This window comes from Armatimonadota bacterium (assembly GCA_035527535.1).
GTDB lineage: Bacteria > Armatimonadota > Hebobacteria.
In genome coordinates this window covers 24,520-51,004 of record DATLAK010000182.1, presented here as the reverse complement: position 1 = coordinate 51,004, position 26,485 = coordinate 24,520, and the positions used below count along the sequence as shown (strand labels likewise).

Here is a 26,485-nt window from a genome sequence, read left to right as displayed (position 1 = left end):
TATGCGAACCAACCACGTGAAGGAAAAGCTGAGTCGTGGCGAGCCGGTCTTCGGCTGCGCCGCTTTCGGCGTGGCCAACCCGGAAATCGCCCACGCCCTGGCCGCATCGGGGTTCGATTTCCTGCTGATCGAGAACGAGCACTGGCCGATGTCGCTGGAGTCGGGGCAGCTGCTGGTGCGGGCGGCGCGCGCCGCCGACATCACCGCCATCACCCGCGTGCCCGACGCCGAGTATCACCTGGTGGCGCGCACCCTGGACACCGGCAGCGAGGGCGTGATCGTGCCGCGGGTGGAGACGCCGGAGCGCGCCGCCGAGGTGGTGTCCTGGGCGCGCTTCCCGCCCGAGGGCCAGCGCGGCTGCGGCCCCGGACCGCTGCTCTACGACTACGAGTCGGTGCCGCTGCCGGAGGCGCTGGCGCACTGGAATCGCAACACCCTGGTCGTCATCCAGGCGGAGTCCCGGCGGGCCATTGAATGCGTGGACGAGCTGGCGGCGACGCCCGGCCTGGACGCGATCATGATCGGCCCCGCCGACCTCTCGATTTCCATCGGCGCCCCCCACGACCTCGATCACCCCGAGTTCGTGCGCAGCGTCGAGCGCCTGACCGCGGCCTGCGCCACCGTCGGCATCGCCTCCGGCATGTTCATCGGCGACCTGGAGCGCATCCGACGGTACATGACCTTGGGCATGCGCCTATTCGTGGTCAGCGGCGACCTCCAGCTGGTGCACCAGGCCGGGCGCGAGCTGATGGGCAAGCTCACCACCATCGCCCGCGACGTGCTGGGCGGTGACCCGGCACTGTAGGGCGCGCGGCTCATGCGTACCGTGGGTAAGACGGATGGAAGACGAAGCCTAGGGTTTCCAGTCGGCGCTGCGCTGTCTCTGATATCTCGCAGGGTATCGCGGCAGTCGGGAAAGGAGCGAACGCGTTCAGGAAGTCAACGAGCCGCCCCTGGCTCACCAGATCCTCCAACCACCGCACCTCGCGCAGCGCCATCTCTTGCCAGAGGTCACCGAACTGACTAGCAGCGTGCATTGCCGTGAGTTCTTCTCTATCCTTGATCACGCAGTTGCGGCCACTGGCACTGATAAGCACATCAACGCACAGGTCCGTCGTGTACAGCTTGTCGCGCACCCGATAATGAGGCGTTGTGATATCACAGTTGAACGCGAAGGGGAACCCATGAGACCGATCCTCCGCGGGCATTAAGTCATGGCCGAATGTTGCTAAGACGTGGAGCCAACGCCTCAGGAACATGTAGCTGCGGCAATAGCCCCGAGTCGCCCCGCTGGAATACCACCCGTCACAGACGATTACCTCATCGTCCGCCTGGACGGGCGGCGATAGGTATCGGAAGACCCGGACCTCGCCGGGCAGGTGATGTTGGTAGAGTGTGATCTGCATGTGGGAGTCACGCCCCGAGCTGAGGCCGAAGATCATTCGTTAGGTGCGTCCAGCAATCCCATGCGCTCAATGTCCTTGATCGTCTTGAACAAGTGCTGCGGCCCAGTCGAGAGTTCCTCGAAACCGTACTTCCGGTAGAACGCCGCTGTCCGGTCGTTGAGGGCATCAACCACAAGCGCATATACGCCGACCTGCCGAGAAACGAGCAGGGCGCTGCGTTGAGCATCCATCAAGAGGCGAACACCGATGCTTTGGCCCTGGTAGCGTTTATCAACTGCAAGCTTGCCGAGGAGAAGCGCGGGGACCTTCTTGATCGCGTTCTTCCTGGGCAGTTCCCCTGGAGCGAGGGAGGTCATGGAAAGCGCGTAGTAGCCGAGCACTTGCGCGGAGCCCGGTGCGGTCACCGCCACCCAGACCTGAGCGTATCCCTTGTCAACATGCTGGCGTGCGGTGAAACGGAGGTAGTCATTGAGTTCCGGTTCTCCGCAATCGAAATTCATCCGGTCGTGGACGCTCTTATCGAGGCGCTCAATGACCAGGGGAGTGGGGTTCACTGTTTCGCTCGCCACACCCGTCTGTCTCCCTCGTCCCGACCCTTTCGGTAAAGAGAAACGGCGCGCTTCGTAGCCTCGTCAGGTTCTCGCGCCGGCCGCTCGAGGGCGCGGGTGAAGCGATCCCACTCCTCCTTGGTGAGCCGGATGGTTGAGTCGTCATGGAGCACGTCGGAGGCTGCCGTGACCAGGGTGTGGATGACGAAATCGGACACCGAGAAGCCGGATCGCCGAGCGGCTCGCTCGATCATCTTCTTGTGTTCCGGAGACACCCGGCAGGACAGGTTTTCAGACTTCACACGTGCGGTCGGCATGGTCCACCACCTCTGCCGCTAGTATATCACGATGTACTACAAATGTCACGCGCGATAACCCTGGGTATGTTCGTTTCCTGTGGGGATGGCCGGCTGCATACCCGGATGTAGCACAGTCGCCCTCGGCTGTGGACAGGGCGCACGCCGTGCGCCCCTACGCATTCCTCACCCTCGCCCTACCTCTTCCCGTACTCCGCGATGGCTTCGAGGTAGCACTCGATGTTGGGGATGGGCACCACGTATGGAATGTGATTGCCCACGGCGAAGAAGTACCCGGGGCACGCCTTGCCGAGATCGGCGCAGCGCTTGACCTCGGCGCGGATCTCCGCCGGCCCCTTGGTTTGGAGTATGCGCGAGTCAATGTTGCCGATGATGACGTGGGTTTGCCCATAGCGCTCCACGATGTAGCGCAGATCCGTCAGCGGCTCGAAGATGAACCCCTCGGCCCCCGCCTCCGCGATGTCATCAACGAAAGCGTCGAAGTTCCCGTCGGAGCAGAACAGCACCTTGATTCCCGCCTCCCGCAGCGGCCGCAGCAGGCGCTTCAGGCGCGGGAACACATAGCGCCGCATCCACGCCGGCGAGAACGACGGCCCGCTCGCCCACACGATGTCATCGTGGCACAGGAAGATCGGCACCTCCGCGCGGACATGCGCCTCCACCACCATCGCGCTGATCTCCGTGAACCCGTCCAGCACGCGCTCGAAACGGTCGGGGTCATCCATCGCCGCGGTCATGAACAAGTCCCAGCCGAAGGTCAGGATGGGCCACGTGAACACCGAGTTGTAGAATCCGCCGGGGAACACCGCATCGGGGTAAGCGGCCTGGCCCGCCTCGTAAGCGCGCCGGACGTCGGCCGTCAGCTCCTCCATGGTCGGCAGGTTTGCGGTCGCCAGCGGATCGAAGGCCAGCACCTCCTCTTCCGTCTTGAACGGATAGGACGCCGCCCACGGCGTTTCCGATTCGTAATACTTCGCCCGGCCCATGTCGGTGCGCGGCGTGCCCCAGTCGCGGCCATAGGCGGACCAGATGAAGTCGTAATCCAGGGCCTTGGCGAGCGCGGGGCCGGCCTGGGCGGCCTGCTCCGGGTTGTCAAGATCGAACCCGGTGACCTTGAGGACGAACTGGCGATGGGTGACATACTCGGTATGCGGGATTTGCTCCGGCATCTCCAGGTGGATCGCCTGCCAACCGCGCTGGTAACTCATCGCCTGCTCCTCGCTTTGGTCCGTCATGGACAGCGCGCTGCCTATTCGCCGCCTGCGTCGCCGCAACCTGCGGCGCGGTACTGGGCGTGCGCGGCGCCCCCCTTGTCGCAACCCTTCACATCCTCGCGCGCGGCGGCGTTGACTCGGCCTGGCAAGCGCCGCTATAATCGCTTCGCTCTGGGTTCGGCGCGGCTCGTTGCAGTCATTGATCGCCTGCGCAGGATGACTGACGGCAGTTCGCCTGTCGCCCTCGAGACCGCGCGGGGCAGCCGGCGACGCCGACTCCGGGCATGGTGTGCGGTGGTCGAGCGCACCTTCCCCTCGCTGGCGTCGCAGGTTCCCCGCGGTTGTCACCGGCGCCGGGCCACGGAGGCGCTGTCATGTCACTGCTGCAAGCTATCCGCGGGCGCGGCGCGCGCGTCACCATTCTCGGCCTGGGCTATGTCGGCTTGCCCCTGAGCGTGAGCATGGCCGAGGCGGGGTTCGCGGTCACCGGCTTCGACATCAACGCCGAGCGCGTGCGCCGCCTGCGCACCGGCGCCAGCGATGTCGCCGATGTCTCGCGCAAGCGCCTGCGGCAGGCGCTTGCGCACGGCAAGCTGCAACTGCTGGCCGACGCTGGCGAGCTGGCGGCCGATGTCTTCGCCATCTGCGTGCCGACGCCGTTCGGCAAGGCCCGCCAGCCGGACCTGTCGTGCGTGACCGCCGCCGCGCGCACCGTCTCCCAGCACCTGCGGCGGGGGACAATGGTGGTGCTCGAGAGCACGACCTACCCCGGCACCACCCGCGACATCGTGCGCCCGCTGCTGGAGGGCTCGGGGCTGAAGGCGGGGCGCGATTTCGCCCTCGCCTTCGCCCCCGAGCGCGTGGACCCCGGCAACCCCAGCTTCCACATCGAGAACACGCCGCGCATCGTCGGCGGCCTGACCCCGCGCTGCGCGCGCGCGGCCAAGGCGTTCTACTCGCAGGTGACCCCCGACGTGCGCACCGTCGGCTCGCTCGAGACCGCGGAGATGGCGAAGCTGATGGAGAACACCTTTCGCCACGTCAACATCGCCCTGGTCAACGAGATGGCGGTGCTGTGCACCGATCTGGGGGTGGACGTATGGGAGATGATTGACGCCGCCGCGACCAAGCCCTTCGGCTACATGCCCTTCTACCCCGGGCCGGGCGTGGGGGGCCATTGCATCCCCATTGACCCCTGCTATCTGTCCTATCGCGTGCGGGAGCTGGGGCGCCAGGCGCGGTTCGTGGAGCTGGCGGAGGCGGTCAACGAGGAGATGCCGGACTACGTGGTGGCGCGGGTGGCGGACGCCCTCAACCAGCGCAGCCAGGCGCTGCGCGGGGCGCGCATCCTGGTGCTGGGGGCGGCCTACAAGCGCGACGTCGCCGACACCCGGGAGTCGCCGGCGTTGAAGGTGATTCACAAGCTGCGGCAGAAGGGAGCGCTGGTGCGCTATCACGATCCCCTGGTGCCGGAGGTCAACGGCACCGGGGAGGCGCTCCATTCGGTGGCGCTGACGGCCCGGGAAATGGAGAGCTGTGACTGCGCGGTGGTGGTCACGGACCACAGCTCGCTGCCCTACCGCGAGCTGGTGCGGCGCTGCCGGCTGATCCTCGACACGCGCAACGCGCTGCGGCGCTACCGGGCGGACAACATCGTGCGCCTGTGAGCGCGGCGGGCTCGGGGGCGGCGGCCGACATCGGCGGCGGGCAGCCGACCCATTGGGTCTCGTCTGCCGCGGCGATTGCGTCATGCGTCCTGACCCCCTACCACACAGTGCGCGGAGAACGACGGGGTGAAGCTCCTCTGCGTCGCCGGTAGCCGCGGCGAGCGTGCCCGGCTGGCGCCGGTGGTCCAGTGCCTGGAAGGCGAACACGACATCGTCTGCGCATATGTTTCATGCGCGGGCGAGGTGCCCACCTGGGACCTGACCGCCCCGCCGCCCCCGGACTGGGGTTTGGAGATTGAGGACCCCACTCCGGCGTCGCGGGTGGGATCGGTGTTGCGCTGGTCGGAGTCCCTGCTGGCGGAGGGGCGGTTCGACCTGCTGCTGACATGCGGGGAGTCCGATATGGCGGTCGGCGCCGCGATCGCGGCGTGCCTGGCCGAGGTCACCATCGCGCATCTCGATGCCGGGGTGATGCTCGATCCCGCGAACCCCAACGCCCGCCTGCTCGATCAGGCCGCCGCATTCCTGCTGGCGCCGCACCTGGAGGCGGTGCAGCGGCTGGCCGCGCGCGGCATGGAGGACGCGGCCTACCTGTGCGGCGACACCCTGGCGGATTCACCCCCGGTCGCGGGTGTGGCCAGTGGCGCGGCGGACGGCTGCCTTTGCTACCTGGCCGGGGTCGCCGTGGGGCCGGCGGTGCTGCCCGCCGTGCTGGCGGCGCTGCGACGGTTGCCCATGGCCGTGACCATGCCCGCGGGACCGCGCGCGCAAGCCCTCCTGGCCGCCGCCGGGCTGCCGCGGGGAAACCTGGCCGTGGTCGAGCCGCTCGACTACGCCCCGCTGCAGGAGGCCGTCGCGCGCGCCGCTCTCGTGATCACCGACAGCGCCACCTTGCAGCGTGAGGCGTACTTCCGCGGCACCGTCGCCATCGGGCTGGCGCCCGCCGATTTCCCCGACGGCGAGCGCACGGGCTGGGTGCGCCCGGTGGCGGTGGACGAGGACGCCATCATCGCGGCCGCGCAGGCGCCCCCGCCCCCCCATCCACCGGAGATCGAGGGGCAGCGCGGGGCGGCCCTGCGCGCCGCTCAGTTCCTGACGGCATCATGAGCGTCTTCAACATCGCGGTCATCGCCGCCGAACGGGGCGGCTTCGTGCGCGCGGCGCCTCTGCTTGCCGAGCTGCGCGCGCGCCCGGAATGCAATCCCCGGTTCGTCTTTGCCGGCGAGGACTACGTCCCCTGGGCCGCCTCCGAGCTCTTCCACGACCTGGGGCTGCCCTATGCCGACGCGGTCATCGGCGCCAGCGAGGGCACGCGCGCCGAACGTCTAGCGCGGGTCATGACCGGCTGCGAGCGATTCGCCGCCGCCCGTGACCTGCGCGCCGTCGTCCTGGTGGGCCAGTCGCCGACGATGCTAGGCTGCGCCATCGCGTGCGCGCGCTCCCGCGCTGTGGTCGCGCACGCGGACGCGGGTCTGCGCGCCCCTGGGGTCAGCGGGCGCACCGGCCTCGCCGCGCAGATGGATCGAGCCTGCGGGCTGCTGTTGGCGGCCTCCGAGCCCGCCCACGACCGGCTGCTGAACGAGGGCGCGGCGGAAGAAACGGTGATGCTGGCGGGCACCCTGGCCGCCGACGCCGTTGCGCGCTGGCTGAAGCCGGCGCGTGAGAGCGATGCCCCGGCGCGGGCGGGCTTGCAGCGCAAGGAGTTCGCGCTGGCGCTGGTGGAGTCACCGGCCACCATCGAGAACGTCGTCAACCTGCGTAAGCTGGTGGACGTGCTGGCGCGCGTGCAGGACCAGGTGCCCATCGCTATGTGCGTCCATCGGCGGCTGTCGGAGAAGCTGAAACACTGGGACCTGGCGCAGAGTGTCGCGGAGCTGCCGCACGTGCGTGAGGTCGAGCCGCGCGGATACGTCGAGTTCCTGTCGCTGCTCGACTCGGCGCGCCTGGTGCTGACCGACGTCGGGGGCATCCAAGATGAGGCGGCCGTCCTGGGGGTGCCCTGTCTTACGCTCGCCGATGCCACCGATCGCGCGGCAACGGTGGTCTGCGGCAACAACACGCTGGTCGGCCTCGATGCGGAGCCGGCGGGGCAGGCGGTGGCGGCGGTGATGGAGAATCGGTACCCGCAAGCCAGGCGGCCCGCCGCCTGGGACGGCCGCGCCGCCGAACGCATTGTGGATGCCCTGCTGGAGACCGTGTAGGCAACAAGAACCGAAATCGCACGAATGCAGAGCGGCAAGAGCAGGCTGCCAGAGACATTGTTGCCTTGCGGTGATGACTCCCGGGGCAGCGGACGTGCGTGGAACCTCACCGGAATGATGCGCCGTCGCGGTGTACTGCGGCCGTTAGTGTGGCACAGCCGCCCTCGGCTGTGGCGCGATATACACGGGAGGGTCCCTGCTGCGCATCCGGGCTGCCAGTGTTCCGGCTCGGCGTGGTGACTCGGCAAAAAGGTGTTTCTGCCACGTGGACAAGGAACCTAGTTGCCCCGCACCGCGATGTGGGAGAGAGCAATATGGAGAACAACGAATTGGCATTCCTGATGAGGCAGTACGAGATACTCATCAGTCGAAGCGAGCACCATCATATCCGATGGAACGACCATTGGAGGGTGTATTTGACTGTCTTGGGTATCATCATGGGAGCTATGATTACAGTACTCGCCGTGGGCAGCGCGGACGTCGGCGGGCGCATCTCGTCGTTTGCATGGCGGACCGTGTCAGGGATCGGGGCTGCTGTCGCCCTGCTCGCTATGATCAGCCTGAACCGCATCAGAAACGACCACAAGCTGATCTGGCACTATCTCCGGAGAATCGAGGAGAGAATAAAGTGCGTGGCCGACGGCTGGCCGTTCATCTCGCAGTTCACCGTCGGGCGCAAGTTCTTCTCCGACGAGGTTGCCGATCTCCCGTTCCGTTCTGACGGGCAGGAGGTAGAAGGCGAGAAAGGAATGGAGAGATTCACGCCCACCTGGGTGCCGCGCCTGTGGAAGTTGAACCAGTCCCACCTGGCCACGGTCACGTTCGGTCTGTTCGCCTTGTTCTTCCTCATAGGGCTTCTGTTTCCAGGAATACTGGTCACACGAGAATCATCCGGGAATCAGAGCTCCGCGGGCGTTCAAGAATCGCAGAGGCCGACCGCCGAGATCCAGACAGACAGACGCCGCGGAGACACTATGCCCTTGAATGTCCCTGCAGAGTGAGGTGATAGGATCATGAAGCTTCTCGTCACCGGCGGCGCCGGGTTCATCGGCAGCAACTTCATCCGCTACCTGCTGCGCGGCCACCCCGATTGGGAGGTGGTCAATCTCGACAAGCTGACCTACGCCGGCAACCTCGACAACCTGGTCGAGGTCGCCGGCGATCCCCGCTACACCTTCGTCCAGGGCGACATCTGCGACGTCGAGGCGGCCCGCGGCGCCGCCCGGGGCTGTGACGCCATCGTCAACTTCGCCGCCGAGAGCCACGTGGACCGCTCCATCGCCGACCCCGGCGGCTTCCTGCGCACCGACATCTTCGGCGTCCATGTCCTGCTCGAGGTCGCGCGCGAGTTGGGCATCAGGCGCGTCCTGCAGATCAGCACCGACGAGGTCTACGGCCCCATCGAGCAGGGTGCATTCCGCGAGGACGACCGCCTGCGCCCCGGCAATCCCTATGCCGCGAGCAAGGCGGGGGGAGAGCTGCTTGCCCACTCGTACTGGAAGACCTATGGCGCGCCGGTCATCATCAGCCGCGCCACCAATAACCTCGGCCCCCACCAGTACCCGGAGAAGATGGCGTCGCTGTTCATCACCAATGCCCTCGAGGACCAGCCGCTGCCGGTCTATGGCGACGGGCGGCAGATGCGCGACTGGATGCACGTCGAGGATCACTGCCGCGCGTGCGAGCTGCTGCTGGAGCGCGGCGAGCCGGGCGAAATCTACAACATCGGCGGCACGCCGACCGCCACCAACATCGAAATCGCGACCATGATCCTCGACGCCCTCGGCAAGCCGCACGACCTCATCACCCACGTCAAGGATCGCCCCGGCCACGATCGGCGCTATGCGGTGGACGCCTCCAAGCTGCGGGCCCTGGGCTGGGCGCCGACCTATGATCTCAAGTCCGCCCTCGCCGCCACCGTCGAGTGGTACCGGGAGAACCAGGCCTGGTGGCGCAAGATCAAGTCGGGAGAGTTTTTGGAGTATTATCGGCGGCAGTACGGTCTGTGACCGCGTCGCAGCGGGGGGCAATGTGGTTCTGGCGCCCCGACGAGTCGGTGCGCGCCCGAGGGATAAGCCGTTGTGCTACTTCGGAATGACGCCTGCGCATGATCCGTCCGGAGGAACATGGTAATGCTGCCGGTGATAAGGCTGGGGACGAAACCTGCCGGCGGGCGAGACGGGTAGGCCGGGATGCATGAACTGATAACCACGCCCACACTGGCCGACATCCAGCAGGTGGTGCAACAAATTGGGGAGCGCTTCCATCCGCGCCGGGTGATCCTGTTCGGGTCCCATGCCGGCGGCAGGCCCGGTCCGGACAGCGATGTGGACTTGCTCGTCGAAATGGAAACGTCGCTGCCGAACGTAGAACAGGCGGTGGAGATTCGCCGGGCGGTGGACCTACCGTTTCCGGCTGATCTGCTGGTCAGAACTCCCGCGCAAGTCGCGGAACGCTTGGCCCTGGGGGACGTCTTCCTGCGCGAAGTGCTGACGAAAGGCCGGGTGCTGTATGAAGGCCATGACGCAGGAGTGGGTTGAGAAGGCGGAAGGCGACTACCGGGTGGCCGTCGGCCAACGGCAGGACGCCGAGCCTGTGTACGACGCGATCTGCTTCCACGCGCAGCAGTGCGCAGAGAAATACCTCAAAGCCTGGCTGGCCGAACAGGGGTTGGGCTTTCCCAAGATACATGACCTGGAGGCGCTTGCCAAGCTATGCCTCCCTTCGCTGTCGGAGTTGGATGTCGTCATGGATGATCTGCGGCTGTTGACCAGCTTCGCGGTGGAGATTCGTTACCCCGGCGTCTTCGCCCAGAGGCAGGACGCCGAGAGATGCTGGCGGGCTGCCGTGCGAGCTCGTGATGTCATCCGGCGCGGTTTCGGCATAGGCCCGGCCTGAGAGGTTGACCGATGGATGACCCGCTAGAGGAGATCGTAGGGCGACTTGACCAGGCCAAGCTGCTGGTGCTCGGCGATATCGCCTTGGAACGGGTGCTGCGCGGGGAAGCGGTAGAGGCCGGGCCGGGCGTGCTCAGGCTGCGGGCCCCGGAGCAGACGACGCGGGTGGGCGCGGCGGGCGGCATCGCCGCGGCCGCGGCCGCGGTTGGCGCCCAGGTGTGGGCGGCTGGTATCCTGGGGCAGGATCCGCAGTCCGGCGAGGTGCTGCGCGCCCTCGCCGGCGCGGGGGTTGACCCCTTCGGCATGGTCACGGCGGCGGGCGCTCGCACGGGCGAGAGCATGGTCGTGGAGTTCGACGCAGCGGGGCCGTGGTCGAGGGTGGAGATCGAGCTAGCGCCGCCCCCACCCCTGGAAGGACCGCCGGCGCAGGAGATGCTCCAGCACATCGAACCGCTGATCGCGCGGGCGGATGCGCTGGTGATGGTGTCCCCGCGGGCGGCGGCGCCGGAGACGCTCGCCCGTGCCGCCGAGTTCGCACGGGGACGAGGCAAGCTGGTCATCGGCGCCCTGGGCGACAGCCCGCTGCCACCCGGTGACGTCGTGGTGCAGGGACCGGCGGATGACGCGCCCGCCGCGACCCCCGAGGCGCTCATCGCTGTGCGGGATGACGGCAGCGTCCAGGTGCTGGGGGGCAGGGTGGAAACCGCGAGCTTCGCCGCCGCGCTCGACCGGGGCGATCCGCGGGCATGGGAGCAGTTCATCGCCGGCGTCGCCGCCGCCGCGGCGATCGGGGCGGAGCCCCTGGCGGCGGCGCGCATCGGCGCGGCAGCGGCCGCGGCCGGTTCGCGCGCGCCCATCACCGCCGACGCGATCAGACGACAGCTAAGCGCCGGGTGAACACCCTCCGCGGCCGGCGCGCGAACTGAGATGATACATTCCCAGACATCGGCCGGCGGCATCGTCGTTCGCCGCCGGGGGCAAGACGTGCAGGTGTGCTTGATCCTCGACGACTACGATGCGTGGACCTTTCCCAAGGGCAAGGTGGAAACGGGGGAGGCGCTCCCCGACACCGCCCGCCGTGAGGTGCGGGAGGAGATCGGCCTCGCCGACGTGCGGATCGTCGCGGACCTGGGCGCCAGCAAGTATCGGTTCGCCCGCGGCGACGACATCTACAAGAAGACCGTGCGCTGGTTCCTGATGGCGGCCGCGCCCGGAGCCGAGGTCACCCCCATGCGCGCCGAGCGCGTGCGCGACGCCGGCTGGTTCGTCCCCGGGCAGGCGCTGTCCATGCTGGGGTATCGCAACCTGCGCCCGATCCTGCGGCGAGCGCTGCGAGGGCTGGGCACGGAGATCCCGCCGCCCAGACTGAATCATCCGTGATTCCGGCCAGAGCCCCGGCATGTCCAGGCGTCACCTGATCACCTCGACCCACCGGGGGGCTAGCCCCACTGCGCCTTGCACCCCCATCATCGCCGGACACGCCCTCCCCGGCCTTCAGCCGGGAGGCGGTATAGGGGCTGGTAAGCTAGGGAATGATCGCGCGAGGCGGCGGTGTCACATGTTCGGCCTCCGATCTTCTGCGCCGCGCGCGGGGAACCTTCCCGGAGGCCGGATGCGGTCCGGCACCGCGCGCAGCTAACCGAGGTGGGAGCGATGCCGGGCAGGATAAGGCGCTTTGCTGGGGAAGAAGGCTGCCACCCTGAAGGGAGACCGCGATGGCCCGCACTTTCTTGCTGGCTGACCGCAAGTGGTTGCACTGGGATTTCGGCGACTGGGCGCCGGAGGGGAGGTTCCGCTTCCGCGTCTGCCCGCCAGCGAAGCACGCGGAGCCGCTGCTCACCGCCGACAAGCCTTGGGAGGCGATGTCCACCGGCTGGCATACCGTGCTCCATGACGGCGGCCGCTACCGCTGTTGGTACGAGGCATGGGGCGAAACCTATGCCCATGATAGCGAGGGCCAGTTGTGCTACGCGGAAAGCGATGACGGCCTGAGCTGGCACAAGCCCGAGCTGGGACTGGTCGAGTATCGGGGGGCGACGGCGAACAATATCCTCATCGCCGGGGAAACGGCCTTCTACGGCTACGGCTTACACGGCAGCAGCGTCTTTCTTGATCCGACCGCTCCGGAGCAGGAACGCTACAAGCTCATCTACATGGGACAGATGAAGGGGTATTTCGACGGTTGGGGCTGCGCCGTGGTGCAGGCCTACTCCGACGACGGCCTGCACTGGCAGGCGCGGCGCCACAGCTGCTGGGACGGCCCGCCCACGCTGCTGGCGCACGCCAGCGACACGCAGACGGTGGTCTTCTGGGACCCGTCACGGCGGCAGTATGTGGGCTATTTCCGCACCTGGGAACCAGGCTACGCACGGTGCATCGGGCGGTCGGAAACGAACGACTTCTATAACTGGCCCGCGCCGCGCACCATCATCCGCTGCGACCATCTGGACGCCCCGGGCGCCGATCTGTATAACAACGCCGCCAGCCGCTATGAGAGCGGCGGCGACAGCGCCTATTTCATCTTCACCTCCGTCTTTAACCACGACCGCGACGACCTCTACGTTCAGCTCGCCACCAGTCGCGACGGTATCGCCTTCGACCGCTTTGACCGCGCGTCGTTCATTCCCAACGGCCCCGCGCCCTTCGACCGCGGCGGCATCTACACCGCGCCGGGCGTCCTCCCCTTCCGCCGCGGCCTCGCCATCTACTACCACGGCGTTTCCTACAAGCACGGCGAAGCCTCCCCCTCGCAGATCCAGTATCAGGGCGCCCTAGGCATGGTGACCTTACCGCGCGACCGCTTCCAGGGCATTCACGCCGATGACGAGTTCGCCTTCAGCCTGCAGCCGTTTGCGCTGGAGGGAGGCCTCTCCGTCAATGCCGAGACCGCGCCCGGCGGCGAAGCGCGCGCCGCACTCATCTGCGATGGGAAGATCGCGGCCGGATTCGACTTTGCGGATTGCCGGCCGATTGTCGGCGATCAGCCGGCGGGAGCGCTGAGCTGGAAAGGCGAGCTGACGCCGCTGATGGGGAAACCGGTGATGCTGCGGCTGCGGCTGCGGCAGGCGACCGTCTATGCGGTCAGCGTCGGATGAGGAAGCCGCCGCTGACCTCGCCGGCCGGCCGCGCCGCGCCCCCCGCGCGGCCTAGGCGAAGCCGGGTCGCGCGCGGTGTCGGGAAGGAGGTCGGCGCGGGGCGGCGAATCGCCATCCTATGTGCGCCAGCATCTTCCGGCGCGGCAAGCATCGGCAGCGCAGGAAGGGTGAGGTCCCGGTTTCGCCCTTGCGCAAGCGCGCGCGCACCGCGGCTGAGGCGATCCACAGCGACAAGAGCGCCCGCTGGTTTCCGGTCACCGACGTCTTCCCGATCTACAACTACCTCTACGACTACTTCGACGGCCGTGCCGAGGACGCCCGGCTGCGTCGCATCGCCCAGGAGGCCCTGGCTCGGCTCCACGACGTAGCGCGGCGCGTCGAGGCGAGCGCCGTCAATCCCCTGCCGCCGGACTGGGACCGGGCCAAGGCGGCGCTGGCCGAAGTGTCCGCGGTGCTCGAGGCGGTGACGGGGCCATGATAGGCAGCCGCGGCGGCCGGCGCCGGCTGCCCCCGGCCCATCGGGATTGCCCTCGCTCCTTTCCTCGGCTATAATCTTCGCGGAGCGCAGGCCGTGATAGACTTCGAACGCGTTTCGTTCGTCTACGATAACGATGTCGAGGCTCTCCACGACATCAACGTTCACATCGACAAGGGCGAGTTCGTCTTCCTCGTCGGCCCCACGGGTGAGGGGAAGACCACTGTTCTCAAGCTCATCTACCGCGAGCAGGTTCCCACCAGCGGGCGCGTGATCGTCGCCGGCACTGACATCGGGCGCCTGCCGCGGCGGCGGGTGCCGCACCTGCGGCGACGCGTCGGCGTCGTGTTTCAGGACTTCCGGTTGCTGTCCGACCAGACCATCACCGAGAACATTCTGTTCGCGCTGGAGGCGATGGCCGTGCCCCGACGCGACATGCGCCGGCAGGCGCAGGAGGTGCTGCGCCAGGTCGGGCTCGGGCACCGTACAGATGCCTTCCCGGATGAGTTGTCGGGCGGCGAGCAGCAGCGGGCGTGCATCGCCCGCGCCATCGCCAACCATCCGCCCATCCTGCTCGCCGACGAACCGACCGGCAACCTCGATCCCGACACCTCGCTCGACATCATCTTGCTGCTGCGCGACATCAACGTCCGCGGCACCACCGTGATCGTCGCCACCCACGACCGCTACATCGTGGACGCCCTCAACAAGCGCGTCATGTCGCTGCACCGGGGTCGCATCGTCCGCGACGTCCCGCGGGGCTACTACTATGCTACGCACCCTTGACTTCGCGCTGCAGCGGGCGCTCGCCAACATGCGACGGCACAGCCTGATGAGCGTCGCCGCGACCTCCACCATCGCGGTGACGCTGTCCATCGTCGGCGCCGCCGGCCTGGCCCTGCTCAATGTCAACGCCTGGACGCGCACGGCGGTGAGCGAGGTCGAGATCTACGTCTATGCCAGGCGCGACCTTTCGCGCGCCGACGCCCTCGCGCTGCAGCGGCGCATCAGTGCGCTGCCGCATGTCGTCCACACCGAGTTCGTCCCGCGCGAGGCGGGGCTGCGCCGGTTCCAGGAGAGCTACCACTTCGACCCCGGGCTATTCGAGGGCGTGGGCAACCCCCTGCCCGACGCCATTCACGTGCGCACCGATGACGCCGGCCGGGTGGCGGCGGTGGCGGCGACGGTAGCGACCTGGCCCGCGGTGCGCAAAGTGGTGCATGCGGAGTCCACCATCCGCATCCTGCTCACCGTGCGCCGCATCGTTACCCGCGCCAGCGTCGGCGCGGGGGTGCTCCTGACGCTGGCGGCGATGCTCATCGTGCACAATACCATCCGCCTCGCGCTGCTCGCTCGCCGCAGGGAAATCGGCATCATGCAGCTGGTGGGCGCGACCCCGGCCTTCGTCGCCGCGCCGTTCCTCTTGGAGGGAGTATTCTACGGTCTCGCCGGCGCGCTCATCGCGCTGTGCGTGCTCGTGCCCGGCTACGTCTGGGCCCGCCACGCGCTGGCCAGGATCCTGACGCTGTTCCCCCTGGCGCCGCTGAGCGTGCTCGTTGACTGCGGCGTGCTGCTGGTTATCGGCGGGCTGCTCGCCGCCGGCCTGGCAACGGCGGTGTCGCTCACGCGCTTCCTGCGCAAGTCCCATCCCACGTAGCCGGTGGTGCTCGCGCGACAGGGCCGCGGCCTATTGCCGCCGAATCCATCGTCCGCGGCGCCGTGCCGGCGCCTGACACAATATCTCGCACTTCGGGTTGCAGGCCCCGACGGAGAAGACCTTGGCACGCGTATATCTCGATCATGCCGCCACCACCCCCGTTCACCCGCGGGTGCGCGACGCCATGCTGCCTTACCTGGAGGGCCAGTTCGGCAACCCCTCCAGCATCCACGGCTTCGGCCAGGAGGCGGCGCGGGCGGTGGAGGAAGGAAGGACGTCGCTGGCGGCGCTCATCGGCGCCCAGCCGGAGGAGATCTTCTTCACCAGCGGCGGCTCCGAGGCCGATACCATGGCCCTCTTCGGCGTCTTCCACGCGCGCCGCGACCAGGGCACTCACATCATCACCACCACCATCGAGCACCATGCGGTGCTGCACAGCTGTCAGGCGCTGGCGAAGCGCGGCGCGCGGATCACCTACCTGCCGGTGGACCGACACGGCATGGTCACCCCCGACCAGGTCGCCGCCGCGATCAACGACGATACCATCCTGGTCTCGGTCATGCACGCCAATAACGAGATCGGCACCATCGAGCCCATCGCCGACATCGGCCGGGTATGCCGCGAGCGCGGTGTCATCTTCCACACCGACGCCGTGCAGAGCGTGGGCCATATCCCGCTCGACGTCGCGGCGCTGAACGTTGATCTGCTGTCCCTGTCCGCGCACAAGCTCTACGGCCCCAAGGGGGTGGGGGCGCTCTACAAGCGCAAGGGGGTGCGCATCACCCCCCTCATCTACGGCGGGGGCCACGAGCGCGGCCTGCGCTCCGGCACCGAAAACGTCCCCGGCATCGCCGGCCTCGGCGAGGCCGCGCGTCTGGCGCTCGAGGACATGCCCGCCGAGGCCCCCCGCCAGGCGGCGCTGCGCGACCGCCTGCTCGAGGGTATCGAGCGCGCCATCGCCGACACCGTTCGCACCGGCCACCCCACCCAACGCCTGCCCAACAACGCCAGCGTCTGTATCCGCTACGTCGAGGGCGAGTCCATGCTCCTCAATCTCGACGCCGCCGGCATCGCCGCCTCCAGCGGCTCCGCCTGCACCTCCGGCTCGCTCGAGGCCTCCCACGTCCTGCTCGCCATCGGCCTCGAGCACGACGTCGCCCACGGCTCCCTGCGCCTGTCCCTGGGCCACGACAACACCGAGGAGGAAATCGCCGCCGTGATCGAGGCGCTGCCGCCGATGGTCGAGAAGCTGCGGGCGATGTCGCCCCTCTATCCGGGCAAGGGGGGGGTGTGAGAGAATCCGCGATGAGGGCGTCGGCCCGTGCGAGTGGCTAGACCCGGAGGGCCGCCACGGCGGTCGCAATGCGACCTAGCCGCCGGTCTCTGACCTAGGGACATGATGCGGGGACGAGATGTTCGAACGGCGCTTGCTCAAGCACCTCGACTGGGCGCTGATCGCGGCGACCATGGCGCTGGCCCTCTACGGGCTGGCGATGATCTACAGCGCCAGCTTCTCCAACCGCTCCCTTACCGGCGGCGACGCGTTCTTCTTCGTCAAGCGCCAGGCCTGGTGGCTGGGGGTGGGATTGGCGACAGCGGCAGCCTGCGCAGGTGTAGACTATCGGGGGCCGGCCCGCCGCCACCGCCTGATCTACGTTGTCGTCATCATCGGTCTGCTGGGGGTGATGTGGCGGGGCCAGTCCGCGGGGGGGGCGGCGCGCTGGGTGAGCATCGGCGGCTTCCGGCTGCAGCCATCGGAGCTCGCCAAAGTGGGGTTGATCATGACCCTGGCCGCGCTGCTGGCTCGCCGGCGGCAAACCGTGACGCGGCTGGGCACGATCGCGGTGACGGTGATGCACGTCGCGGCGCCGGCCGCGCTGATCGCGCTGCAACCCGACCTGGGGACGGCGCTGGTGCTGGTGGCATTGTGGTTCGTCATGCTTTTCCTGGCGGGGGCGCGCAAGCTCCATCTGGGGGTGGCGGCGCTGGCCCTGGCGCTGCTGTTTGCGGGCGCGTGGAAGCTCGATGTGCTGCGGCCCTACCAGAAGGCGCGCCTGTCGGTTTTCCTCAACCCGGGCGTGGATCCGCTCGGCAGCGGCTACCACGTCATCCAGTCCAAGATCGCCGTCGGCTCGGGGCGCTGGTGGGGCAAGGGCTATCTGGGGGGCACGCAGAGCCAGCTTCGTTTCATCCCCTCCCAGCACACCGACTTCATCTTCACCGTGGTGGGCGAGGAACTTGGGTTCGTCGGCGCCGCGTGCCTGCTCGCGTTGTACCTGGTCGTGCTGTGGCGCGGGCTCGCGATCATGGATCACGCCGACGACGCGCTGGGAATGCTGCTTGCGGGCGGCATCGTCGCCATGTTTGCGCTGCAGGTGCTGGTCAATATCGGCATGACGGTCAGCATCATGCCGATCACCGGACTGCCGCTACCGTTTTTCAGCTATGGGGGCAGCAGCATGGTCGCGAGCATGGCGGCGGTGGGCCTGCTGCTGAGCATCGCCATGCGCCGCCAGCGCATCAGGTTCTGACGCCGGCGGCCGCCCAGTACCACAGGTAGGCGGAGGTGAGGTCATGTCAGATGAGAAACAGGACGAACTGGACCCGGGATTCCGCGTCGTGGACAAGCGCCAGGGGGCGGCGAGCGAAGGGGGAGGCCAGGCAAACGGGCAAGCGGCGGACGAGCACCCTGCGGAGGCGCCGGCAGACACGGGGAGCCGCCCCGGTGCTGAGCAGGCCGAGGAGGGCGAGCAGGCGCCGGAGCTGGAATCCATTGACGTGTACGGCGTCGTCCAGTACTGCATCGCGCTCCTCAACGGCCACGCCTGGCAGTGGATGGGGCTGGTGATGAACCCCGTGACCAAGAGCGTCGAACGGGATCTGGCCCAGGCGCGGGTCGCCATTGACTGCATCGAGGCTCTGCTCAAGCAGTCGCAGGCGGGCATGCCCGAGGCGCAGGCGCGCCAGCTGCAGCAGGCTCTGAACGACTTGCGGATCAACTTCGTGCGCCAGGGCGCCCAGGGCGCGTGAGAACGATCCCGGTCCCTAGGTCAGAGACCGGCGGCTAGGTCGCATTGCGACCGCCGTGGCGGTGGCTAGGGCTTTGCCCGCCACGGCGGCCTTTGGGCCTAGCCACGGGTGGCACAGTAGGGGCAAGGCATGCCTTGCCCCTACGTGGTCGCCCCGACGCGTCGGGGAAAACGCGCAATCTCGCACAGACGCCTGGCAACCGTTCCTTGACACGGCTCGGCGCTGATAACTATAATCCTCGCGGCTGCGCGGGGGAAGAGTCATGACCCTTGCCGATACCCGGCTGCGCCGGGACATCCAAAAAGAGCTGGTCAAGCGCGACATCGAGTCGAACCAGATCAACGTCAGCGTGGTCAACTTCGTCGTGCACCTGGAGGGGGAGCTACGCGCCGTGCGGGGGATGCGGCTCGATCTGCGCCGGGAGCGCGAGATCATCGAGGAAGTCATTCGCCGCATGAAGGCTGTGCGCGACGTCGTCAACAACCTCAAGGTCCCCCTGTGACGCCTCCTCCGCGCAAGCAGCGCTCGGCGGGCGGCGCCGGGCTTCTGGTCGTCATCTCCGGCCCCTCGGGCGTGGGCAAGGGCGCCATCGTCGCCGGCGCCGGCGACCGCTTGCCGGGCCTGCGGCGCGCCGTGTCGGCCACCACCCGCGCCCCGCGCGCGGGCGAGGTCGAGGGCAAGAGCTACTACTTCAAGTCGCATGACGAGTTCCGCCGCCTGCGCGACGCGGGCGAATTGCTGGAGTGGGCGCAGTACCTGGATGACTACTACGGCACCCCCCGCCGGGAGGCGGAACGCGACCTCGCCGCCGGCGAAACGCTGGTCTTCGAGGTGGACGTCAAGGGCGCGCGCAGCATTCGCGGCCTCTACCCCGAAGCCGTGCTGGTGTTCGCGGCGCCGCCGACCTGGGAGGCGCTGGCGGCCCGTCTCGGCGCCCGCCAGAGCGAAACCGGCGACGCGCTCACCCGTCGCCTGGAGGTCGCGCGGGCCGAGCTCGAGTGCGCCGAGGAATATGATTACGTCATCATCAACGATCGCCTCGCCGACGCGGTGGACCTGTTCCGCGCTATCGTGCGCGCCGAACACGCCCGCCCCCAGCGGGTGGACCTGAACCGCCTGCGCGCCGACGCCAGCCGCGCTAAGCGCACACCATGAGCCACTGCCACTTGCGCGATAAGTGCATAGCAATCGGCGTCACCGGCGGGATCGCCGCCTACAAGGTGGCCGGGGTCGCCAGCGCCCTGCGCCAGGCCGGGGCCGACGTCCACGTCATCATGACCGCGGCCGCCACCCACTTCATCTCGCCGCTTACCTTCGCGACCCTGTCCGGCAACGAGGTAGTCGCGGACATGTTCGAGCGGCCCGCGCACTGGGAGATCAAGCACGTCGCGCTCGCCGATCGCGCCGACGCGTTCCTGGTCGCGCCCGCGAGCGCCAACACCATCGCCAAGCTCGCCGCCGGCCTGGCCGACAACATGGTGACCGCGGTTGCGCTGGCGACCCGCGCGCCGGTCATCATCGCCCCGGCGATGAATGAGCACATGCTGGCGCATCGCGCGACCCAGGACAACCTCGCGCGCCTGCGCGCCTTCGGCTACCACGTCATGGAGTGCGGCGAGGGCCACCTGGCATGCGGCGCCACGGGCCAGGGGCGCCTGCCCGAGCCGGCGGCGATGGTGGCCGAGGTGGAGCGCATCCTGGGCGGCGCGCGCGACCCTGCGGGCCGCTCAGAGCTTGCCCTGAGTGCAACGAAGGGGCCGGCGCTCGAGGGCCTGACGGTGCTCATCACCTCGGGGCCGACGCGGGAACCGATAGACGCCGTGCGCTTCATCTCCAATCGCTCCACCGGCAAGATGGGTTATGCGCTGGCGCAAGCCGCGGCGGGCCGCGGGGCGCGCGTGATTCTCGTCAGCGGGCCCACCGCCCTGCCGGACCCGCCCGGGACGCAGGTGGTGCGAGTGGAGACGACGGCGGAGATGCTGGCGGCGGTGGAGCAGCATGTGGAGCACGCCGATGTCGTGATCGGCGCCGCCGCGCCCTCGGACTATGCGCCCCAGGAACCCGCGGCGCACAAGATCACTAAGTCCGCGCCGCACATCGCCCTCAAGCTGGAGCGTACGCCGGACCTGCTGGCGTGGGTGGCCGAGCGCAAAGGTGAGCGCGTCCTGGTTGGCTTTGCCGCGGAGACCTCGGACCTCATCGCGCGCGCCCAGGACAAGCTTGCGCGCAAGCGCCTCGACCTGATGGTAGCCAATGACGTGACGGTGGAGGGCGCGGGCTTCGCGGCGGACACGAATGTGGCGGCCCTGGTGTTCCCCGATGGGCGCGTGGAGGAGCTGCCGCTGATGAGCAAGCTCGAGCTCGCCCAGCGGGTGATGGAGGTGATCGCGCGCCTGGCGCGGGAGCGCCGGGGCGCCTGAGCGTTCACATCGCAATCGTAATCGTACCATGAAACGCGGCGCAGCCGCCCCGCCACCGGATCGGCGGGCAAGCCTCGGCTGCGACCGTGAGGCGAAAGGACACCGCATGTCGAATAGGTACGTCTTCACCTCGGAGAGCGTGACCGAGGGCCATCCCGACAAGATGGCCGACCAGATCTCGGACGCCGTGCTCGATGCCATTCTCGAACAGGATCCGCTGGGGCGCGTCGCCTGTGAAACCCTGGTGACCACGGGGCTGGTGATCGTCGCGGGGGAGATCACGACCGACTGCTACGTCGAGATCCCTCAGATCGTGCGCAACATGGTCGAGAGCATCGGCTACACGCGCGCGAAGTACGGCTTCGATTTCGAGACCGCGGGGGTGCTGTCATCCATTCAGCCGCAGTCGCCCGACATCGCCAAGGGCGTCAACATCGGCGGCGCCGGCGACCAGGGCATGATGTTCGGCTATGCCTGCACCGAGACGCCGGAGCTGATGCCGATGCCGATCATGGTCGCGCACAAGCTGGCGCGGCGGCTGGCGGCGATTCGCCGCGAAGGCGTCGTGGACTACCTGCGCCCCGACGGCAAGACCCAGGTCACCGTCGAGTATGAAAACGGCAAGCCGGTGCGCATTGATAAGCTCGTCGTTTCCGCTCACCATCGCCCGGACGTGGGCCTGGAGACCATCCGCCGCGATGTCATCGAACACGTGATCCGCCCCATCGTGCCCGCCGACTACATGGATGACAACACGCGCATCCTGGTCAATCCCACCGGCCGCTTCGAGAAGGGCGGCCCGCAGGCCGACACCGGGCTCACCGGGCGCAAGATCATCGTTGACACCTACGGCGGCGTGGCGCGGCACGGCGGCGGGTGCTTCTCCGGCAAGGATGCGACCAAGGTGGACCGCTCGGCGTCCTACATGATGCGCTACATCGCCAAGAACCTGGTGGCCGCGGGCCTCGCCGACAAGCTCGAGGTGCAGGTGGCCTATTCCATCGGCGAGCCCTCGCCGCTGGCGCTGGGGGTGGACGCCTTCGGCACCGGCAAGGTGGAGGATGAAGTGCTGATTCGCCTCATCCGCGACCGCTTCGACCTCACGCCCGCCGGCATGATCGAGAAGCTGGAACTGCGCAAACCGCAGTACCGGCAGGTAGCGGCGTACGGGCACTTCGGCCGCACCGACCTCGATGTGAGCTGGGAGCATACCGACATGGCCGAGACCTTGCACGCCGCCGCCGGATAGGACCGGGTCCCGCGGCAGATGCCGACGGTCCGCGCAATCCGCGCAATGCGCCATGGGCGCACAAGTCTGCGGACTACTCTCCAATGTACTGCGCCGACGTGCTTCCGAATCCCGGAAGGCCCTTCGATCAGGTCTTCACCTATGCCGTGCCGCCGGAGCTGGCGTCACGCATCAGCGAAGGCGGCCAGGTGGTGGTGCCGCTGGGGGCGCGCATGGTGCCGGGGTTCGTGGTGCGCCTGCACAGCGCGCCCCAAGTCAGCGACCTCAAGCCGGTGCAGCAACTTCTGCGCGAGGCGCCGACGCTGCCCGCGCCGCTGGTTCGCCTCGCGCGATGGATGAGCGAATACTACCTGTGCCCCCTGGGCGAGGCGCTGCAGCCGGTGATGCCGCCGGGAAGTCCCCGCCTGGCGCGCCGCGCGCGGCTGGCGGTGAGCGCTGACTCGGAAACCGCGCGCGACCTCTGCCGTCAGCACCCGGAGTGCGCCTGCGCCGTGCGCCTCCTGCGCGAGGAGGGGGGCGAGACCTCGGTGCGCCGCCTGGAGCGCGAGGCCGGGGTGGCGGCCGTGCGCCGGTTGCGGGCGAGCGGGGTGATCGCGGTGGACGCGCGCATCGTGGCGGGGCGAACGCTGGCGGCGCAGATGGCGGAGCTGGTGCACCCGGCGCCCGAGGTGCGCCGGGCGGCGGCAGCGCTGCGCCGGCGCGCCCCCAAGCAGGCGCTGGTGCTCGAACAACTGCTGGCGGCAGGTGAACCGGTTGACATTCGCCACCTGGCGCGGCGGGCCGGCACCGGCGTCGGCGCCGTGCGCGGCCTGGCGGCCAAGGGGTTGGTGCGCGTGTTCAGCAGCCCCCTGCTCCGCGCGCCCTGGGCGGAGGCCGAGCTGGTGGGAGACCTCCCTGCGCGCCTCACCACCGAGCAGGAGTCGGCGGTGGAGCGCATCGCGGCTGCAATCGAGGCCCGGCGCGCGGAAACGTTTCTGCTCTATGGCGTGACCGCCAGCGGCAAGACCGAGGTCTTCGTGCGCGCGGCCGAGCGCGCGCTGGCGCGGGGGCGGCAGGCCGTCATCCTCATGCCCGAGATCGCCCTCACCGCGCAGGCGGTCGGCATCTTCCGCGGGCGCTTTGGCGCGCGGGTGGCGGTGCTGCACAGCGCGCTCGGCCCGGGCGAGCGCGGCGGCGAGTGGCGGCGCATCCACGCCGGCGAGGCCCAGGTCGTCATCGGCGCGCGCTCGGCGCTGTTCGCACCCTGCCCCGACCTGGGGCTGATCGTCCTCGACGAAGAGCACGATCCGTCGTACAAGCAGGATTTCCCGCCGCGTTATCACGCGCGCGACACCGCCATCGAGCGCGCGCGACTGGCGGGCGCCGCGGTGGTGCTGGCGAGCGCCACCCCCAGCCTCGAGTCCTTCCACCGCGCCCGCGCCGGCGACTACACCCTGCTGGCGCTGCCCACCCGCATCGGCGAGCGCCCGCCGCCGGCGGTGGAGGTGGCGGACCTGCGCGGGGTGCGGCAGTCCATCTTCACCCCGCGCCTGATCTACCTGATGAAGCAGGCGCTCGACGCCGGCGAGCAGATCATCCTCTTCCTCAACCGCCGCGGCTATGCCACCATCGTGCTGTGCCCCGAGTGCGGCACCGCCCTGCGCTGCCCCCACTGCGATGTCGCCCTCATCTTCCATCGCGCCGCGCGCACCGTCGAGTGCCACCACTGCGGCCTGAGCGAGACCCCCCCCACCACCTGCGGCAAGTGCGGCGGCGCCAACATCCAGTTCGCGGGCTGGGGCACCGAGCGCGTCGAGCAGGAGCTGCGGCGCCGGCTGCCCCGGGCGCGTCCCACCCGCATGGACCGCGACACCACCACCCGCAAAGGGGCGCACGTGCGCATCGTCGAGGACTTCCGCCGCGCCGACGCCGACGTCCTGGTCGGCACGCAGATGGTGACCAAGGGCTTCCACTTCCCGGGGGTGACGCTGGTGGGCGTGCTGTGCGCCGATGTCGGCCTCAACCTGCCCGACCTGCGCGCCGGCGAGCGCACCTTCCAGCTCCTGGCGCAGGTCGCCGGGCGTTGCGGCCGCGGCGACCGCCCCGGCCGGGTGGTGATCCAGACCTACGCCCCCGAACACTACGCCGTCACCGCCTCCCGCCGCCACGACTACGAGGCCTTCTTCGCCGAGGAATCGGAGGCGCGCCGGGAGCACGGGTATCCGCCCTTCGGTTATCTGTGCAACGTGGTGGTAAGCGCGCCCAGCGAGGGCGCCGCGCGGGCCTACGCCGAGGCGCTCGCCCGCGCCGTGGGACTGGCACCGCAGGGACTGTCCCCATTTTCTTCCGGGAAAATGATGGACTGTACCCTCGGAGAAACCGGTGCCGCTCCCGGCCTGACCGTCCTCGGCCCTGCCTCCGCGCCCCTGGCCAAGGTGCGCGGCAAGCACCGCTGGCACTTGCTGCTACGGGCAGCAGAGGCAGAGCCCATCCGCGCCGCCCTGGTGCGCGCCCTCGACCACGAACGCCCGCCTAAGGACGTCTCGGTTACGGTGGACATGGATCCCGTGTCGCTGACGTGATGGTGGGCGGTGGCAATTGACGCGGAGCTGTGCGTCAACCTTCGCGGTGATGGCGAGTGCGCGAACGCTCACGGTACAGCCGCTCGGTGAACCCGCCGTCGCGGAGAAACGTCTCCTTTAATCGCTGCAACTGCCGGCCGAGGAGAAAACTCGCCTGGTTGAGCAGGCAGATGAGGGTGTTGGCGGCCTCTTGGGCCGAGGCGGTGGCGAAATGGTAGGGGTCGGACGTGTCGGACTTGTCTGACCTGTCGGACGTGTGGGACCCGTCTGACAAGTAGCTTCCCCGCACCGCCAGCGCTTGGGGCGAGTTTTTGTCCCAGATGGGCAAGCCGCGCTGGCGCAGGAAATCCTCGTAATCGAGCAGCAGTTCCTCCAAACTCGCGCGGGCGACGCCAGTGAGCTTGAGCTCGGTCTTTCTCGAGGTCGCTGACGCCATGCTGCCTTCAGCGATGTTCTGAACTCCGCTGCGTGCCGCTTGCACCATCTGGTCGTGGGTGCGCGAGCGTTTCTCGACAAAGCGATCGCAGAAGACCACAGTCCCGTCATATATGGTCTGCACTACCTGGAAGCTCCGCAACTTGCGATAGCCGCCATGCGCCGGAATCAACCGCCTCCGGCGGTCGTCCGACCGGTCCGATCTGTCTGGCACGTTGTGTTCCTTTGTCTGGCACCGAAATCAGAAGCCATAACTCAGCCTGCAAGCTCCGGCAAGTACTTGCCTACGCGCTCGCGCAGGACGCCGAGATGCCGGTCAAGGAAATCATCGTTCACAGAGAAGCCGGTGAGACGGGGCCAGTTGTCTGCGAACAGCGCCAGCCGCCATAGTTGGCGGGCGACGATGAACCAAGAGACCGCGGCGACGGTTGCCTCGGGCAGGGGACGGACTTCCTGGTATCCCCTGCAAAAGGCCTCCCACAGGGCCTGCTCCCCGCAGTACAAGCGGCAGACAGAGAGGTCATAGGCGCGCCAGCCGGGGCCGCCGCAGTCGAAGTCGAACACGCGTAGCGTGCCATCGGCATCGAGGCGGGCATTGCCGCCGTGGAAATCGCCATGGCAGAACCCCCAGTCCAGCCTGCTAATCCGGGCCTCCAACCCCGCGCGCAGTTCCCTGGCTACCACCTGAAGGAACGCGGTATCCGCCGGCCGGTCTGCCAGGTAAGGAAGGATTCCTGCGAGCGGCTGATCGAGCAGGTGGTCGAGATCAAGGCGGAAGCGCCGATACTCGCAGGTGAAGCCGTCAGTATGGTGGTGGATCAGCGCCATGACGCGGCCGCAGGTGCGAACCACATCAGGGTTTGTGGCATCAGGCTTCTCCCCCGGCGCACTCGGGAAGAGGACGGCAATCCGCGGTCCTTCCGCCTCCTGGATCGCGCGTTGGTAGGCGCCGTCCCGCCCGGCAATCGGCGCGCAGACGGGAACGCCGCGCGCCTCCAGATGGGTGAGCGCGGCGAGTTCGTAGGCGATGTCCTGCGCCGTCCGCCACCCGCGCTGATACACCCGCAGCACGTACTCGCCCTCCGCCGTCGCGATCAGATAGTGGTCATTGAACCCGCTCTGGAGCGGCTGACAGGCGGTAGGCGCGGCGAGGCGATAGTCGGGCCAGAGGACTGCGACCAGCGTCTCCGGCGCCGGCGTCGAGTTCACAGCGGGCAAATGGCGCTCCCTCACGGGCGGTGTCTAGTCATCATAGGACACATGGCCAGGGCTGTCAAAGGCTACCGCAGCCTGGGAATCGGTCATAGCAGGCG

28 protein-coding genes are annotated in these 26,485 nt (G+C 68.4%); 22 read left to right on the top strand and 6 right to left on the bottom strand.

What is annotated here, in order from left to right; translation table 11 throughout:
* The first annotated feature begins 1 nt into the window (after position 1).
* Entirely contained in the window at positions 2–805 is an 804-nt protein-coding gene (locus VM221_13630) for an aldolase/citrate lyase family protein (GenBank protein HUT75862.1), read from the top strand.
* Positions 806–815: 10 nt separating this feature from the next.
* On the opposite strand, the gene VM221_13625 is transcribed toward VM221_13630, so the two are convergent.
* The 4 genes from VM221_13625 to VM221_13610 all read right to left on the bottom strand — a co-directional run bounded on the left by VM221_13625 (position 816) and on the right by VM221_13610 (position 3,506).
* Entirely contained in the window at positions 816–1,442 is a 627-nt protein-coding gene (locus VM221_13625) for a DUF402 domain-containing protein (protein HUT75861.1), read from the bottom strand.
* Positions 1,439–1,975, bottom strand: a complete 537-nt coding sequence (locus VM221_13620; protein HUT75860.1) for a GNAT family N-acetyltransferase — start codon at positions 1,973–1,975, stop codon at positions 1,439–1,441. The genes VM221_13625 and VM221_13620 overlap by 4 nt, the downstream gene beginning before the upstream one ends.
* On the bottom strand, positions 1,957–2,271 hold the full coding sequence (locus VM221_13615; GenBank protein HUT75859.1) for a DUF1778 domain-containing protein: 315 nt from the start codon (positions 2,269–2,271) through the stop codon (positions 1,957–1,959). Before VM221_13615 ends, VM221_13620 begins: the two co-directional genes overlap by 19 nt.
* 176 nt (positions 2,272–2,447) lie before the next feature.
* Positions 2,448–3,506 carry a uroporphyrinogen decarboxylase family protein gene (locus tag VM221_13610; protein ID HUT75858.1) on the bottom strand — a complete coding sequence of 353 codons (1,059 nt, stop codon included), beginning with the start codon at positions 3,504–3,506 and terminating at the stop codon, positions 2,448–2,450.
* 353 nt (positions 3,507–3,859) lie between these two features.
* On the opposite strand from VM221_13610, the gene VM221_13605 reads away from it, so the two are divergent.
* The 21 genes from VM221_13605 to priA all read left to right on the top strand — a co-directional run bounded on the left by VM221_13605 (position 3,860) and on the right by priA (position 24,737).
* The gene (locus tag VM221_13605; protein HUT75857.1) at positions 3,860–5,152 is read left to right on the top strand and encodes a nucleotide sugar dehydrogenase; all 1,293 of its coding nucleotides are present in this window, start codon (positions 3,860–3,862) and stop codon (positions 5,150–5,152) included.
* A gap of 126 nt (positions 5,153–5,278) precedes the next feature.
* Positions 5,279–6,259, top strand: coding sequence for a UDP-N-acetylglucosamine 2-epimerase (locus VM221_13600; protein HUT75856.1), 981 nt, complete (start codon positions 5,279–5,281; stop codon positions 6,257–6,259).
* Positions 6,256–7,353 carry a UDP-N-acetylglucosamine 2-epimerase gene (locus VM221_13595; GenBank protein ID HUT75855.1) on the top strand — a complete coding sequence of 366 codons (1,098 nt, stop codon included), beginning with the start codon at positions 6,256–6,258 and terminating at the stop codon, positions 7,351–7,353. Before VM221_13600 ends, VM221_13595 begins: the two co-directional genes overlap by 4 nt.
* A gap of 314 nt (positions 7,354–7,667) precedes the next feature.
* Positions 7,668–8,354 (top strand): hypothetical protein, encoded by a 687-nt coding sequence (locus tag VM221_13590; GenBank protein HUT75854.1) that lies wholly within the window; start codon positions 7,668–7,670, stop codon positions 8,352–8,354.
* 12 nt (positions 8,355–8,366) lie between these two features.
* Positions 8,367–9,362 carry a dTDP-glucose 4,6-dehydratase gene (rfbB, locus tag VM221_13585; protein ID HUT75853.1) on the top strand — a complete coding sequence of 332 codons (996 nt, stop codon included), beginning with the start codon at positions 8,367–8,369 and terminating at the stop codon, positions 9,360–9,362.
* 183 nt (positions 9,363–9,545) lie between these two features.
* Complete coding sequence (locus VM221_13580) at positions 9,546–9,893, top strand: nucleotidyltransferase domain-containing protein (protein ID HUT75852.1); 348 nt, start codon at positions 9,546–9,548, stop codon at positions 9,891–9,893.
* Positions 9,865–10,251 (top strand): HEPN domain-containing protein, encoded by a 387-nt coding sequence (locus VM221_13575; protein HUT75851.1) that lies wholly within the window; start codon positions 9,865–9,867, stop codon positions 10,249–10,251. Before VM221_13580 ends, VM221_13575 begins: the two co-directional genes overlap by 29 nt.
* An 11-nt stretch (positions 10,252–10,262) precedes the next feature.
* Positions 10,263–11,147 (top strand): PfkB family carbohydrate kinase, encoded by an 885-nt coding sequence (locus VM221_13570; protein HUT75850.1) that lies wholly within the window; start codon positions 10,263–10,265, stop codon positions 11,145–11,147.
* A gap of 30 nt (positions 11,148–11,177) precedes the next feature.
* The gene (locus VM221_13565) at positions 11,178–11,630 is read left to right on the top strand and encodes an NUDIX hydrolase (GenBank protein HUT75849.1); all 453 of its coding nucleotides are present in this window, start codon (positions 11,178–11,180) and stop codon (positions 11,628–11,630) included.
* A 335-nt stretch (positions 11,631–11,965) separates the two neighbouring features.
* Entirely contained in the window at positions 11,966–13,345 is a 1,380-nt protein-coding gene (locus tag VM221_13560) for a hypothetical protein (protein ID HUT75848.1), read from the top strand.
* A gap of 118 nt (positions 13,346–13,463) precedes the next feature.
* Positions 13,464–13,823, top strand: a complete 360-nt coding sequence (locus VM221_13555) for a hypothetical protein (GenBank protein ID HUT75847.1) — start codon at positions 13,464–13,466, stop codon at positions 13,821–13,823.
* 93 nt (positions 13,824–13,916) lie between these two features.
* On the top strand, positions 13,917–14,606 hold the full coding sequence (gene ftsE / locus VM221_13550; protein HUT75846.1) for a cell division ATP-binding protein FtsE: 690 nt from the start codon (positions 13,917–13,919) through the stop codon (positions 14,604–14,606).
* The gene (locus VM221_13545; GenBank protein HUT75845.1) at positions 14,590–15,477 is read left to right on the top strand and encodes a permease-like cell division protein FtsX; all 888 of its coding nucleotides are present in this window, start codon (positions 14,590–14,592) and stop codon (positions 15,475–15,477) included. The genes ftsE and VM221_13545 overlap by 17 nt, the downstream gene beginning before the upstream one ends.
* Before the next feature lie 121 nt (positions 15,478–15,598).
* Positions 15,599–16,771, top strand: coding sequence for a cysteine desulfurase NifS (gene nifS, locus VM221_13540; GenBank protein ID HUT75844.1), 1,173 nt, complete (start codon positions 15,599–15,601; stop codon positions 16,769–16,771).
* 118 nt (positions 16,772–16,889) lie between these two features.
* Positions 16,890–18,008: a rod shape-determining protein RodA gene (gene rodA, locus VM221_13535; protein HUT75843.1), complete on the top strand. Its 1,119-nt coding sequence runs from the start codon at positions 16,890–16,892 to the stop codon at positions 18,006–18,008.
* A 43-nt stretch (positions 18,009–18,051) separates the two neighbouring features.
* The gene (locus VM221_13530) at positions 18,052–18,507 is read left to right on the top strand and encodes a DUF1844 domain-containing protein (protein HUT75842.1); all 456 of its coding nucleotides are present in this window, start codon (positions 18,052–18,054) and stop codon (positions 18,505–18,507) included.
* A gap of 262 nt (positions 18,508–18,769) precedes the next feature.
* A complete protein-coding gene (locus tag VM221_13525; GenBank protein HUT75841.1) occupies positions 18,770–19,009 on the top strand; it encodes a BON domain-containing protein in 240 nt (79 codons plus the stop codon).
* Positions 19,006–19,662: a guanylate kinase gene (gene gmk / locus VM221_13520; protein HUT75840.1), complete on the top strand. Its 657-nt coding sequence runs from the start codon at positions 19,006–19,008 to the stop codon at positions 19,660–19,662. The genes VM221_13525 and gmk overlap by 4 nt, the downstream gene beginning before the upstream one ends.
* Positions 19,663–19,673: 11 nt before the next feature.
* Complete coding sequence (gene coaBC / locus VM221_13515; GenBank protein ID HUT75839.1) at positions 19,674–20,927, top strand: bifunctional phosphopantothenoylcysteine decarboxylase/phosphopantothenate--cysteine ligase CoaBC; 1,254 nt, start codon at positions 19,674–19,676, stop codon at positions 20,925–20,927.
* A 106-nt stretch (positions 20,928–21,033) separates the two neighbouring features.
* Positions 21,034–22,176, top strand: a complete 1,143-nt coding sequence (gene metK / locus VM221_13510) for a methionine adenosyltransferase (GenBank protein HUT75838.1) — start codon at positions 21,034–21,036, stop codon at positions 22,174–22,176.
* Positions 22,177–22,259: 83 nt separating this feature from the next.
* Positions 22,260–24,737: a primosomal protein N' gene (gene priA, locus VM221_13505; GenBank protein ID HUT75837.1), complete on the top strand. Its 2,478-nt coding sequence runs from the start codon at positions 22,260–22,262 to the stop codon at positions 24,735–24,737.
* 34 nt (positions 24,738–24,771) lie between these two features.
* Here priA and VM221_13500 read toward each other — a convergent pair whose 3' ends face one another.
* Positions 24,772–25,344: a four helix bundle suffix domain-containing protein gene (locus VM221_13500; GenBank protein HUT75836.1), complete on the bottom strand. Its 573-nt coding sequence runs from the start codon at positions 25,342–25,344 to the stop codon at positions 24,772–24,774.
* A gap of 83 nt (positions 25,345–25,427) precedes the next feature.
* On the bottom strand, positions 25,428–26,381 hold the full coding sequence (locus VM221_13495; protein HUT75835.1) for a phosphotransferase: 954 nt from the start codon (positions 26,379–26,381) through the stop codon (positions 25,428–25,430).
* Between the last annotated feature and the right edge of the window lie 104 nt (positions 26,382–26,485).